This window comes from Deltaproteobacteria bacterium (assembly GCA_016210045.1).
In the GTDB taxonomy this organism is placed as follows: domain Bacteria; phylum UBA10199; class UBA10199.
The window spans coordinates 219,778-232,895 of record JACQUX010000038.1; the positions used below are offsets into that span (position 1 = coordinate 219,778).

9 protein-coding genes are annotated in these 13,118 nt (G+C 61.1%); 2 read left to right on the forward strand and 7 right to left on the reverse strand.

Going from position 1 to position 13,118, the window contains the following annotated elements; genetic code table 11:
* Positions 1 to 7: 7 nt before the first annotated feature.
* Positions 8 to 1,876 carry a tetratricopeptide repeat protein gene (locus HY696_11505; protein ID MBI4239022.1) on the reverse strand — a complete coding sequence of 623 codons (1,869 nt, stop codon included), beginning with the start codon at positions 1,874 to 1,876 and terminating at the stop codon, positions 8 to 10.
* Positions 1,873 to 3,750: an MFS transporter gene (locus tag HY696_11510; GenBank protein ID MBI4239023.1), complete on the reverse strand. Its 1,878-nt coding sequence runs from the start codon at positions 3,748 to 3,750 to the stop codon at positions 1,873 to 1,875. Before HY696_11510 ends, HY696_11505 begins: the two co-directional genes overlap by 4 nt.
* 69 nt (positions 3,751 to 3,819) lie before the next feature.
* On the opposite strand from HY696_11510, the gene HY696_11515 reads away from it, so the two are divergent.
* Entirely contained in the window at positions 3,820 to 4,980 is a 1,161-nt protein-coding gene (locus HY696_11515; protein MBI4239024.1) for a thioredoxin domain-containing protein, read from the forward strand.
* 458 nt (positions 4,981 to 5,438) lie between these two features.
* Here the strand turns inward: HY696_11515 and HY696_11520 are convergent, their stop codons facing one another.
* The gene (locus tag HY696_11520) at positions 5,439 to 7,970 is read right to left on the reverse strand and encodes an MMPL family transporter (GenBank protein ID MBI4239025.1); all 2,532 of its coding nucleotides are present in this window, start codon (positions 7,968 to 7,970) and stop codon (positions 5,439 to 5,441) included.
* Between the two features lie 106 nt (positions 7,971 to 8,076).
* Here HY696_11520 and HY696_11525 point away from each other — a divergent pair, with 106 nt between their 5' ends.
* Complete coding sequence (locus tag HY696_11525; GenBank protein ID MBI4239026.1) at positions 8,077 to 8,841, forward strand: hypothetical protein; 765 nt, start codon at positions 8,077 to 8,079, stop codon at positions 8,839 to 8,841.
* A 153-nt stretch (positions 8,842 to 8,994) separates the two neighbouring features.
* Here the strand turns inward: HY696_11525 and HY696_11530 are convergent, their stop codons facing one another.
* The 4 genes from HY696_11530 to HY696_11545 form a co-directional block, all read right to left on the reverse strand.
* Positions 8,995 to 9,849 (reverse strand): hypothetical protein, encoded by an 855-nt coding sequence (locus tag HY696_11530; GenBank protein ID MBI4239027.1) that lies wholly within the window; start codon positions 9,847 to 9,849, stop codon positions 8,995 to 8,997.
* A 156-nt stretch (positions 9,850 to 10,005) separates the two neighbouring features.
* Complete coding sequence (locus HY696_11535; GenBank protein ID MBI4239028.1) at positions 10,006 to 10,914, reverse strand: hydroxyacid dehydrogenase; 909 nt, start codon at positions 10,912 to 10,914, stop codon at positions 10,006 to 10,008.
* A complete protein-coding gene (locus HY696_11540; protein MBI4239029.1) occupies positions 10,911 to 12,059 on the reverse strand; it encodes an alanine--glyoxylate aminotransferase family protein in 1,149 nt (382 codons plus the stop codon). Before HY696_11540 ends, HY696_11535 begins: the two co-directional genes overlap by 4 nt.
* A gap of 75 nt (positions 12,060 to 12,134) precedes the next feature.
* Positions 12,135 to 13,070 (reverse strand): deoxyribonuclease IV, encoded by a 936-nt coding sequence (locus HY696_11545; GenBank protein MBI4239030.1) that lies wholly within the window; start codon positions 13,068 to 13,070, stop codon positions 12,135 to 12,137.
* Positions 13,071 to 13,118 lie beyond the last annotated feature (48 nt).

Below are 13,118 nucleotides of genomic sequence, written 5' to 3' on the forward strand. Positions count from 1 at the left end.
CGGGCTGTCATCCCGGGAACCCGCTACACCACGCCCGCCACATGCCGCGATATGCCGCTTCCAAGTCGCGTGTGAAGGCCGCGGCGTCGCAGAGCGAAGATGCTCGCATCCGGTCACGCAATTGCGCACGCCAGGTTGCGAGCTGGTCCGGATCGTTGGCGAGCCGCACGGCCGTTGTGACATATCCGGCACGATCATTCGCGATGCATTCAGATAAACCGACGCGCGTAAGCAGACTCGCGCTGACACGTGCGGCATGCCGATCGCCCCAGGACGCGATGACGGGCACGCCCATCCAGAGTGCCTCGCACGTGGTCGTCGTGCCGTTGTACGGAAATGGATCGAGGGCGAGGTCGAGTTCCCGATAATACGAAAGCTGATCGCGTCGGTCGGTACTCCACCCGACCAGCTCCAGACGCGCAGCCGCGATGCCGTGCGCCGCGAAGCGCTGCGCCACGAATGCGCGCGTCGCCGCGTCGCCGAGCGCCTTGCTCTTGAGCAGCAGACGCGCGGTCGGCACGCCGTGCAGGATCGCGGCCCACGTCTGCAATACGTCGTCGTTGAGCTTGGCCGGATTGTTGAGCGAACCGAACACGACGTGGCCGCGCTGTCGCGCCGGTAGCGGTCCCACAGCCGGCGCATCGGCGGGCGGGAGATAACAGTTGAAGCCGTGCGGGAGTCGCCACAATCGCTCGCTGTGAACTGGCTCGGCGCCGTCCGGATCGGTGAGCGCGTCGACCAGGCGATAATCGATCGTCGCGAGGCCGGTCGTGTTCGGATAGCCGAGATACGTGACTTGGAGCGGCGCCGGCTGTTGTGCGAACACGTCGAGTCGTTCGCCTTCGGTGTGGCCGGCCAAGTCCACTAGGATGTCGATCCGGTCCGCGACGATCTGTGCCGCGATCTCGTTGGTGGCGCGGCGATGAATCATCCGCCAGAAATCACCGTAACTTTGCAGCCGCGTGGTCGTGGCGTCGGGTTGGGCCACGTTGGCGTAACAAAACAGTTCAAACACGGCACGATCGTGTTGTTGCAGAAACGGCTCGATGAAATAGACGCACGCGTGCCGCCGAAAATCGGGCGAGACATATCCGATACGCAGCCGTCGATTCGGGTCGCGATCGTGGTCCGTACCGACGATTGTTCGCACCGGCTGCCGCTGCCCCCACGCGCGGTGTTGCGCAGCGACGGAGGCAGTGCTCAACGACGGATGGTAATTCAAGTTCAGTAAATGGTTGTGCCATGCCTCACGATAATCCGGTTTCAATGCGGTCGCCTGTTCCAACGCGGCCAACGCCTCCACAATCCGTCCTTGGGCGGTGAAAATGGCACTCCGATTGTTCCAAACCTCCGCCAGGATCGCGGGGTCTTGCGCCGCGCGGTCGAAATATTCCAACGCGCGGCTGAAATTTCCCCACTGCGTATGAATCACGCCTAAGTTGAGCGCGGCGGCGCTTGGATTGGCGTCGAGCTCTAAGACGCGCTGATAGCAAGCCGCCGCGGCCTCGAGGTCTCCGTGGTGTTCATGCCAACTGCCTAAGTATTGGTGGGCGCACGCGGACGGCGGATTGCAGTCGGCTGCGCGGGCAAGGCATGCCCCGGCCTCGTCGCGTTGTCCCGTTTGCAGATAGACGATGCCTAAGTTAAGCCACGCATCGCCGTGCTGCGGCTCCCGTTCCACGACCTGTTGGAGATGGGTAATCGCCTCGGCCGATGCTCCGTGCTGTGCACACGCGGTGCCCAGCAGAATGCGGACTTCCACAGACTCCGGCAGTGCCGCTAAGACCGTGCGATAGCCGTCGATCGCTGCTTTGAGACGACCTTGTTGTTGATCGGCGATGGCGTGATCGAGCAACGTGGCGAGTTCCGGCGTCACAAATGTGTTCCGCGCAACGCCGCGACGCGTTCTTGTAAGTCTGCGGCGCGAACTTGCGTCGGCGGAAGCGGCTCGGCGATTACCAGCCGAATGTGGGAACGCAGTCGTTGTAGAAATCGCCATACGGTGCGGCCCGGCATCCGGCTGAACGCGCTGCCCCACAACCCTTGCAGCGCCATCGGAATGACCGGCGCCGGTGTGCGTTCGATGATTCGCTCAATCCCCGGTTTGAACGGATTCATCGCGCCGTCGTGCGTCAGTTTCCCTTCGGGGAAAATGCAGACGACGTCGCCTTCCTGCAGCGCCTGCGCGATCGCGTCGTATGCGGATCCCAACACATCCGGATTTTCCCGCTTCGACGCGATCGGGATCGCGCGGCCGCGTTTGGCGAAGTAGCTGATGATCGGATGCGCGGCGATGTAATGATCCATGATAAATCGGGCAGGGCGACGGCATGCCGCGGCGACGATCAGGCCGTCGACGAAGCTGACGTGGTTGCAGACCAACACCACCGGCCCGTGTTCCGGGATCCGCTCCGCGCCTTCGACCTCGAGCCGATAGAGGGAGTGCATCAGGATCCAGATCATGAAGCGGTAGAGGAATTCCGGGATGATCCCGTAAATGTAACTCGCGACGGCGGCGTTCAAGATTGCGAGCACGAGGAACATCTGGGGAATGGAGCAATGGAGTTGTGTGAGGAGCATCGTCAGCAGCGCGGAGCTGACGACGAACACGGCGTTAATGATGTTATTCGCAGCGATAATCCGCGAGCGCCGCTCCGGTGCGGACCGTTGTTGAATCAACGCTTGCAGTGGCACGACGAAGAATCCGGAGAAGATGCTGATGCCGACGAGGTCGATGAGAATTCGCCAACTCCCGACACTGTGCAGAAATGCGGCGACGCCCAATGGTCCGGACGCATTGCCGTGAAACTGCGGACTGGCCCACGCGAGATCGAGTGTGAAGAGTGTCATGCCGATCGAACCGAACGGCACTAAGCCCAATTCCACGCGCTTGCCCGAGAGCCGTTCGCAGCCGAGTGATCCGATCCCGATCCCGACACAAAACATCACGAGACACAGCGTGACCACCGACTCGCGACTGCCCAAGACGTCTTTACCGAAACTCGGCAGCAGCGTGAGCAACATCGCGCCGAAGAACCAGAACCACGAGATACCGAGAATGGAGAGAAAGATCGTGCGATGGCGGCGCGCGTCGCGGACCAAGGCATACGTCAGGCGCAGCGGATTCCACGTAGCGACGGTCGTGTGATCGAGTGGCGGGGCGGTTGGGATGCCGCGGGAAAATCCCCAACCGAGCATGGCGACGCCGATGGCCGTGAGCGGGACAATATGCGCGCCGTTCGGCAGCGCCATCAGGACGCCGCCCAAGATCGTGCCGAGCAAGATCGCGAGGAACGTCCCCATTTCGATCATACCGTTCCCGCCGATCAATTCGTCCGCATGCAGGTGTTGCGGCAGTAAACTGAACTTGATCGGGCCGAAGACCGTGGAGTGGAGCCCCATCAATGTGAGTACGACCAACAATCCCGCCAGGCTGTGGTAGTGAAAGGCGATGAGCGCGAGTCCCATAATGGCGATTTCTGCCAGCTTGACGAAACGCACCAAGCGCGATTTTTCGCAGCGATCCGCCAATTGCCCGGCCAGCGCGGAAAAAAGGAAGAACGGCAGAATGAACAACCCTTGGCAGAGGGCCACCAGCGACGTGCGTTGCGCCTCGCTCGTCTCCGCGCTGTGGAAGACGATCAGGATCATCAGCGCGTTCTTGAATAAGTTGTCGTTGAGTGCGCCAAAAAATTGCGTCCCGAACAACGGCCAAAAGCGCGTGCTGCGCAGCAACAGGAATTGATTCATCGCTGCTCGTCTATATCGTATCGTCACTACTTGCCTCAACGGGATAATTGGCGTAAGAGACGCGACACTATGCGCAAATGGGGAGCGAGTATTGTGGTGGCGGCGGCGCTGTTCGGAGTGCTCTGCAGTGCCATCGCGTTGAAACATTACGTCGGCATCGCACAAGGCGGATTAAGCGAGCCCTCGTTCTGCAACATCAGCGAGGCGTTCAATTGCGACGCCGTCGCCGCGAGCAGTTATGCTACGCTGGGCGGCCTTCCGGTCGCGGGACTCGGCCTCATCTTCTTCGCGGCGCAGGCCCTGTTCGGGCTCTGGGTCCTGTTTCAAGGCGAAGCGGCGCATGCCACGGCCGGCTTCGGCCTTTGGTTGGCAGCGTTGGGGCTCATCCCCAGTGCGTATCTCCTCTATGTCATGACCGTCGTGTTGGGAACGTACTGTCTCACTTGTCTCGGCATGGACGCCGCAACACTGCTGATGCTGTTCGGCTGGGCATGTTATGGGCGCGCCGGCTTGGCTGCCTTGAAAGATCGCAGCGCTTGGGTGCGGCACGGTTCCACGTTAGGCGTGCTGTTTTTCGTCGGGATCTTGTTCCTCGTCAACCTGCGCAGCGCGACGGGCGGCGGCCAAGTGAAGCCGGAAGTGTTGCGCGAGGCGCTGCGGGCCTTTCAACGTCAGCCGCAAGTACAACTGGCGATCAATCCGCAAGAACATCCGGTATGGGGCGCGCCGGACGCCAAGGTCACGATCGTGGAATTCAGCGACTTCGAATGTCCGCATTGTCAAAAGGCGGCGTTCTTTATTCGCCCATCGTTGGCGGAATTCCGGCGCCACGTGCGTTTCGTGTTCGTCAATAATCCGCTCGATCAGTCGTGCAATGACGACATCAAGCACCCGGCCCACCAATTCGCGTGCCTCGCCGCGCGCGCGGCGCTCTGCGCCGGAGACGTGGGTCGGTTTTGGGAATATCACGACGCCGTATTCAAGATCCAAACGAAGCTGTCACGCGAGCGCTTGATCGGCCTCGCGAAGACGCACGGGATCGAAGAGTCCGCATTTGTCGCCTGTCTCGATGCGCCGGAAACTGACCAACGGGTGCGCCGCGATCTGGAAATCGGTCGTAGTGTGAAAATCAGCGGTACGCCGACCGTCTATGTGAATGGGCGGCTCCTCCGCATTTGGCAAAACGCCGAATTCCTCCGCGCCGTCCTCAACGCCGAGTTGTCTCGATGATGCATACGCCGAGAGCTTCAAGGCATGCCGTAGTAGAGCATCCAGATTGAATTGTAGCGTCACATGCCCCGGCAGGGGCGTGAGGGGAGTCCCGCGGGGCCGTTCGCCTCGCGGTACGGCGCTCGGCTTACTGAGACCTCGCTCGGTCGGGCTTCAACACCATAGTGCTCCCTCGCTCAGACTCGCCCGCGGGACTCCCCTCTCGCCCCTGCCGGGACCTTTTTACAATTTGGATACTCTACTAAAGCACATCGCACTCAATGCCGAAGCGCCTGCTCCTCTCAGCGGGTGACGCCGGCGGAAGGCCTCCAGTCTGGAGCCGCACAGCGTCGGCAAGGCCAGCTCTTACGGACCTGGAAGGCGTCAGCGAGCAGCGAAGACTGGAGGGACCCGCCGGTGGCAGGACCCGCCCACGTGGCCAGAAGCGAATTAGAAGATGTGTGCTGGATGCTAGGTGTTCACGGTCTCGCGAGCGATGACGCAGATGGAATGTGATTCGAGTTCCCCATAACTTTTTGTTCCAATTCAATCCACGTCACATACGCCGGTAGCACGACCACGGCTGTGAGCAGACAGGTGATCTCTGCGAGCAAGCCCGTCAGTCCGAAGGTCTGGAGCGCGCCGTTGCGCGAGATCATCAATACGCCGTAGCCGAGAATCGTCGTAAGGGAACAGAGGCAGACCGCACCGCCGACTTGTTGCACGGCCGTGCGCATGGAGCCGGGGCCGTCTTGCCGATACCGTTGGAAGATGTTGACGGCGTAATCGACGCCGATTCCGAATGCGATCGGCAGTGCGACGAAATTCAAAAAGTTGAGTTTGACGCGGAACAGCGGCAGACACGCGATCAGCCAAATGATCCCGAGACAAAGACTCGCGAGCACCTTCGTGACCGCGAACCGATCGCGGAACGTCAGCCAGACGACGAAGACGACTAACGCCAGCGCCAACAGCGAGACCCGCGGCCCCTCGCGCGTGACGACGTTCAGCAGGTCGGAAAAGATCACCGCCTCGCCCGAGGCATAAATGATCTTACCAGACGCGAGTTCAATCCGACTGAGCAGTCCGGCGAATTTAACCAGCTCCCGACCGTCCCACAAATTGGCAGAAGAGGTCGGATACACGTAAATGACGAGCCCCGTTCGCCCATCCAATTCGCGGAATTTTTCGATGACCGTCACCGGCAAATCCTTGATCTTGACCGGCTGCAAGTCGACAGTCCGCTCGAATTCATCGACTTTTTCCCGCTGCGCATCGGTCAGAAACTTCAACGTGTTGCCGGTCAGGAGTTTCCGGATGCGTTGCAAGGCGGCCAGCTTGTCTTCCTGTTGTTCGGGGATGAACGAAAACAGCGTCTTGCATTGATCGAAAATCCGGTGTCCCGCCTCGGTGTACAGATTCGCGGCCTTGGCGTGAATGGCGTCGCAAATCGGCTGTACGTCGGCGAGGTCGTCGGCCAAGATCACGGCCGGCGAGGCCGATTCGCCGAAGACGTCGTCGGCGTGGCTCTGCGCCCATTTCTCCCACGACTCCTGCTGTTCCTGCGGTTTGAATCGCAGCTTATTGAAATCGTACTCCAGCGAATCGGGAATATACCAGCCCGCGACGACCAGCGACGTGGCCGCGAGGCACGCCGCGCTGATCAAGACCGGACGCCAGCGCTGCGTGGCGAGACGTGCCAACGGATTCATGAACAATGCGAACGGCGTGCGCGCGTTCGCGCGGAAGCGGAGCGGCCACATCCGTTCGGTGCAGTGGATCCAGCCGGGGAGCAATCCATACGTGGCCAGCCAGCAACCGACCATGCCGATGCTGCCGATCACGCCAAACTGATTGAAGCCGCGCACCTGCGCGACCGCGAGCGCCAAGAACGAAAAGACCGTCGTGGCACACGACGCGAACGTGCCGCGCCAGGTCTGATGCATCGCGATCGCCATCGCGCCGATGGGCGGATGCGCGCGCTCCCGTCGTTCTTCCAGATACCGCGCCATCAGGATCAGGCCGTAGTTGATCCCGTTGCCCAAGATAATCGAACCGAGGAAGGCCGTTTGCGAGGTGAGATAGCCGATCGTGTAGCGCGCAAACGTCAGCGCAGCCAACGTGCCGAGTCCCGCCGCGCCGATCATCAGGAAACACATTCGGAATTTGCGAAAATAGAGCAATACGGTGCTCCCGACCAGCAACGCGCACAGCAGCAGCGTGTGTTGTGCATCGCCGACGATCGTCTCGTACTCGGTGATCATTTTCGGATAACGCCCGCCGAATCCGATCCGCAGCCCAACGCCATATTGTTCGGGATGGAGTTTATCGACTAATGCACGCGCGGCAGCGATCAGCCGCTTCGCGTCTGCGACGTTCAGCGAACCCGCCTTCGGTTTCAACACCACGATCGCCAGCGTCGCTTCGGCATTGGTGAAATAGCCGTCTCGGTTTTTCCCCGGCTCTTTGGAGGTGTGGCGATACTTCCCTTCGATATCGGTAATGTCGAAGTTCGGCGGATCGTCGATGTCGACGAAGAATGGATTCTTTTTCAGTTTTTCGTAACGAATTTGGCGATCAAGCCGTTTTTCGATCTCATGCAAATCAGGGAGATCGATATAGAGGTAGCGATATTTTTCCGTGAAGTCATCGATCGGCTTGGTGTTGTATTCGACGCGGTCCACCAACTCCCGGAGCCGCTCCGGTGCCGCAGCGGCGAAATCGTCGATGAAGCGCCGCATCGTCGGCCAATCGGGCCCGGCCGCGCCATCCGCCATGTTGCCGCCGCCAATCAGTAACAGCAAGTTGGCGGTGGAACGGAAGCGCTGTTCGATTTCTTCCAACTCCTGCACGCTCGGATAGCTACGCGGCAACATGCGCTTGAAGTCGCTGTCGATCCCCAAACGGCGCACTGCCAACGTCGTGAGCACGGCGCATGTCATCCCGAGGATGACAAATCCCCACGCATACTTCCACGCGACCCGACTGTATCGTTCCCAAAACGTGGCCATACGTCCGTGCGTCCGTAGCATGGGTCAGGGAAGGGGAGCAAGGGAATGGGGGACGCGGAGTTCCCCTTCTTGCGCCCCCTGCCGAAGCGTGCTACTGCTTCTTCCTATGTGTTCCCGCCTTGGTGTCAGTCTCGGTCTTTGTGGGGTGCTGGCTGTTTCGGCGCCGGCGTTTGCCAAGAAAAAAGGGGATGACCTCGGCGTGATCACGGTGGAAGAAGTGCCGCTCGGGGCCGTGCCGGCGTCGCGTAGCACCGGAAAATCCGCGCCGGCCGTGAAGCGGAAGAAACCGAAGCCGGTAGTGCAAACGAAGGCCGCGCCGCACCATGCGCACACCGCGACTCCGCCGAGTGAACCCGCGACTGCGACCGTCGCGACGCCCGTTCCGATGCCGACACCCACAGCCTCCGCAACGGGTCCCACTGCGACCGCAGAGCCAACCGTCGTTGTCACGCCTCCTTCGCCGCAGGCGGGAGTCGAGGCCGCTCCACCCGCGGCGACTGCAGACGCGACCGCCGCGCCAACTCCCGTGCCTCCACCGACCGAAACGCCAACGACTCCAGCGGTGACAGCCACGGCCCCCGTCGAAGTTGTGACGCCGTCACCGAGCCCCAGCGCCCCGATCGCTTCACTCCCCCCCGCAGCCGTGCCGCCGCGTCCCGAAGCTCCCACGAAACGTCCCGAGGATCAATTTGCGGGCCAACTCGTGCAAGTCACGCCCCAGTCCGTCGTGGTTCGTGCGCTGAACGGCGAGACCCGCACGTTTGCACGCGCCGGCCTCAAGATCGAAACGCCTCGCGCCGGCGACATGGTCACTGCCCGCTTCCGCGAAGGCACCGATGAATTAGTCGCCGTCGATGTTGCCGGGCCTTGAGGGAACTTCTTACAAATTCAATTTGTTGGGGACCTTGAAGAATGCCCCAGATGCTAGGCGCCCGGCCCGCCGCGACCGGAGCGTACTCGGTTGTACGTGAGGATCGCGGCGGGCCGGGCAACAACGCAGATGTGGTATTCTCCGAGGTCCCCACTAATCCGCAAACACGAAGACTGATTCTGGGTAATAGCGAATGCGATCTGCTTCGTAACACCAACGCAGATGCTCGCGCAGTAGCCGATTTTTGGCCGCGAGGCTGACTTGGCCGCGCAGCCAGGCGAGCGCAACGTCGACCCGCAGCGGACGCCCCGGAATCAGGTGGCGTGTGCTTTTCCGCGGGAAGATCTTCCCGGCGACCGTGCGCTCGATGACCTCGGCCTTCGTGTAGAGCGGCCGCATCACCAGTCCACCGCAATCCATCCGGTGAAAATCGCGCAGCGACAATACATCCGGGACATACAGCGGACGAAACCCGTCCGCATCGAGCGCGGCATCCATCCGCGCACAGGCCTGCACGCAGGTCTCGACGGTGGCGCGGCGTCGTGCGCCGAGCAGATAGAAACGACTGCTTCGATCGCCGACGGCCAGGATCGCGTCCCGCGCCACGACGGCTCTCCGAGCGGCATCCGCGTTGTCCACGCGGGTCACGACGAACGAACGATCCTTGCCGAAGACGTTCTCGACGACGCGCCGGGCTTGCACCGGTCGCAACAGCAACGTGTCCCAGCCCGCGAGCCCAATTTTCGGATCGTGGTAATCGATTTCGTAAGTGAGGATGTCGCGGATCTCCAGCGCGCGCAACGCCGCGAAGCGATGCATCCCGTCGACCACGATCCAACGCGGCGTGCGTCCCTGCAGCCGACTGACGATGATCGGATTTTTCATGACCCCTTCATCAAGCAAGTTGGTCATGATCGCTTCGACCCAGCGGCGCACTACGCCTTCGTGCGCCACACACTGCGGCATCGGGACGATGCGAATTAGTGGAAGGATAGAAGCGGTTTGCATAGTTGGGGACCTCGCATAATACCCCATCTGCGTCGTTGCCCGGTCCGCCGCGATCCTCACGTACAACCGAGTACGCTCCGGTCGCGGCGGACCGGGCGCCTAGCATCTGGGGTATTCTTCAAGGTCCCCCAAAAATCGAATCGTTCCTATGCCCGACTATCGAAACTCACAAATGATCCGCGCCACTTCGAGACCTGCGCGGCGTTGGCCTTCGCCGGTGGAACCGCCGAGGTGCGGGACCGTAATGACTTGCGGCAGGCCCACGAGCGGATGGTCCTGCGCGGGCGGCTCGCCGCAATACACATCGACCGCGGCCCCGGCTAATTGGCCGGACCGCACCGCTTCGGCCACGGCGGCCTCGTCGATCAGTTCGCCGCGCGCGGTGTTGATTAAATACGCCCCGCGTTTCATCAGCGCCAGCCGTTCCCGGTTGATCAAGTGGCGTGTTTCGGGGACCAGTGGCAAATGTAAGGTGACGTAGTCGGAACGCTGCAGCAGCGCGTCGAGTTCCAGCGCCTCGATATCGAGTGCGTTGACGACTTCCATATTAATGATGTGATCGAACGCAACGACGTTCATATGAAACGCGCGTGCCCGCTTGCTGACTTCGGCGCCGATCCGGCCGAGTCCCATCACGCCGAGCGTCTTACCGTACAGCTCCGTCCCTTCGAAGGCCTTCCGATTCCACTCGCCGCTCTTGACCGACGCGTTCGCGCGCGTGACGTGTCGGGCCAACGCCAACATCAGCGCCATGGTGTGCTCCGCGACGCTGATCGACGTGGCGGCCGGCGTGTTGCGCACTGCGATCCCGCGTGCCTCGGCGGTGGCGGCATCGACGTTGTCGATTCCGACGCCGGCCCGGACGATCAGTTTCAGTCGTGCCCCACGCTCGATTACGTCCTTGGTGATTTTCGTCGCGCTCCGCACCACGACCGCCTCGCACGTCGGCATTAATTCCATCAGCGTCTCTTTGGGGATACCGCGATGCACCGTCACGGCATGTCCGGCGGCTTGTAGTTGCTCAATGGCTTCTTTATCCAATCCATCACAGATCAGCACATTCATACCTTCGCCTCCTCTACCAATAACGCCTCCGTTGCGGCGACGCCGGTGCCTAACGTGACGGGGTATCCCAACTGTTGCAGCGTCAGTTCCAATGCACTCATCGCGACGACCATATCGAAGCGGTCCATATAGCCGAGATGCGCGATTCGGAAAATTTTGCCTTTCATCTCCGCCCCTTGGGCCCCGGCAATCGTTACGCCGAAACGATCGCGCAGCATTCCGACGATCTTTTCTCCCGGAATCCCCGCCGGCGCCTTCACTGCGGTCAGCACATTCGCCGGTGTCTCGGCAAAGAATTCGAGATTCAATGCCTTCACGCCCGCGCGGCACGCGTTGCCGAGCCAGGCATGTCGTGCCCACAGGCCTTCAATCGTGATGGTGCGCAATTGTTGGATCGCGACTTGGAGCTGCGTGATCAGCCCGACGGCCGGCGTATACGGATGCGCGCCGGTCGCGAGGCCTTTTTTGTAGGCGCGCAAATCGAAGTAGTAGCGTGGGCTCTTCGCTGTTTCGGCGGCGGCCCACGCCTTCGTGCTCATGCTGATGAACGCGAGTCCCGGCGGTAGCATGAAGCCCTTTTGCGATCCGGAAACGAGCACGTCGACCATCCAGGCATCGGTGGCGCATTTTTCCGCCAACAATCCGGAGATCCCATCCACGACAAATACCGCCGGCGTCTCGGCGACGATCTCGCCGATCGCCTTCACGTCGTAGCGACAACCGGTCGAGGTCTCGCAGAGTTGCGTAAACACGGCCTTCGCGTTTGGATGATTGCGCAGCGCCTCGCGCACCGCCTCCGGTTTTGGTGCCGTGCCGTATGGTGCTTGAATAATGACGGGTTCGGCCTGATACGCGCGACACAACTCCACCCAGCGGTCGCCGAATTTACCGCCAATGGCGCAGATCACGGTATCCCCGGGCGAGAGCAAATTCGCAACCGCGGCTTCCATCGCGCCGGTGCCGGTCGCAGAGAGTGTAATCACGTCGTTCTTAGTGCAGAAGAGATATTGCAATCCGGCCGAGACTTCTTTCATCCAGCCTTCGAAGCGGGGGGTGCGATGGTGAATGATCGGGATGGTCGCTGCCGCCGCGACGTCCGGCGGGATCGGCGTTGGACCGGGCGAGAGGAGATACTCTTTACGCATCGGGTTTGGATTCATATGAGGCTCCTGTAATCTCCCCTCTCCCTTTGGGGAGAGGGGTAGGGTGAGGGGGAGATTTTATTTTGTTGTCCCAATCCACTGTTGAATCATCGCCAAATTTTTCCGATCCAATGCATCTGTGACGCCCTTCGGGGTCTCGCACACCATCGGCAGTCGGGCAAGTGTGGCGTCGCGAAGTAATAAGCGAAACCCGTTCGGACCGATTTTTCCGCGACCGAGATGTTCGTGTCGATCGACGTGGCTTCCCAGTCCGACTTTTGAATCGTTCAGATGCAGTGCGCAGAGTTGACGCCGTCCGACGATGCGATCGAATTCGTCCCACAGCGTGGCGTACGTTTTCGGAGTGCGAAAGTCGTAGCCGGCCGCGAACAAGTGCGCCGTGTCGAGACAGACGCCGACTCGGTGTTGGTCATGGATGCGGCCGAGGATGTCGCGCAGATGTTCGAACCGATGCCCGATCGAAGTCCCTTGTCCGGCCGTGCCTTCGAGCACGATCCGGACTGGGCTGAAACCCGATTCCTCGATCAGGATGTTTAAGCGGTCCGCAATGCGCCGAATGCCGGCTAATTCGCCGTCTCCTTTGTGGGCGCCGGGATGCAGCACGACAAACGCGAGCCCTAACGCATACGCGCGATTCAATTCGCAGCGCAGCGATTCCATCGATTGCTCCGTAATGTCGCGTTCCGCTGAGGCGAGATTGATCAGATAGCCGGCATGCGCGAAGATCAATTTGATGCTCGCGTTCGCGCGCGCAGTTTGAAACGCCTCGACTTCGTCGTCGTGAATCGGCGTCGCGAGCCAGCGGTTATTATTTTTGGAAAAAATTTGGATGGCTGTACAGCCAAGCTGAGCGCCGCGTTCAATTCCCGTCGCGAGTCCCCCGGCCGTCGAGCAGTGCACGCCGACCAACCGCTCGCCCCAATCCGGTAATGCCGGCGCCGCTGCCGCCGTGCGTGACCGTGTGGGAGATTTTCGAGATCGAGGTCGCACCATCGGCGGCACTTCTGACAAATTGCGCCATAAATCGCAATGAGAACCTCC

What these genes read in the sequence shown, in the direction of transcription:
- HY696_11510 (MBI4239023.1), bottom strand. Translation starts at nt 3,750, where the DNA reads ATGAATCAATTCCTGTTGCTGCGCAGCACGCGCTTTTGGCCGTTGTTC.
- HY696_11515 (MBI4239024.1), top strand. Translation starts at nt 3,820, where the DNA reads ATGCGCAAATGGGGAGCGAGTATTGTGGTGGCGGCGGCGCTGTTCGGA.
- HY696_11520 (MBI4239025.1), bottom strand. Translation starts at nt 7,970, where the DNA reads ATGGCCACGTTTTGGGAACGATACAGTCGGGTCGCGTGGAAGTATGCG.
- HY696_11525 (MBI4239026.1), top strand. Translation starts at nt 8,077, where the DNA reads ATGTGTTCCCGCCTTGGTGTCAGTCTCGGTCTTTGTGGGGTGCTGGCT.
- HY696_11530 (MBI4239027.1), bottom strand. Translation starts at nt 9,849, where the DNA reads ATGCAAACCGCTTCTATCCTTCCACTAATTCGCATCGTCCCGATGCCG.
- HY696_11535 (MBI4239028.1), bottom strand. Translation starts at nt 10,914, where the DNA reads ATGAATGTGCTGATCTGTGATGGATTGGATAAAGAAGCCATTGAGCAA.
- HY696_11540 (MBI4239029.1), bottom strand. Translation starts at nt 12,059, where the DNA reads ATGCGTAAAGAGTATCTCCTCTCGCCCGGTCCAACGCCGATCCCGCCG.
- HY696_11545 (MBI4239030.1), bottom strand. Translation starts at nt 13,070, where the DNA reads ATGGTGCGACCTCGATCTCGAAAATCTCCCACACGGTCACGCACGGCG.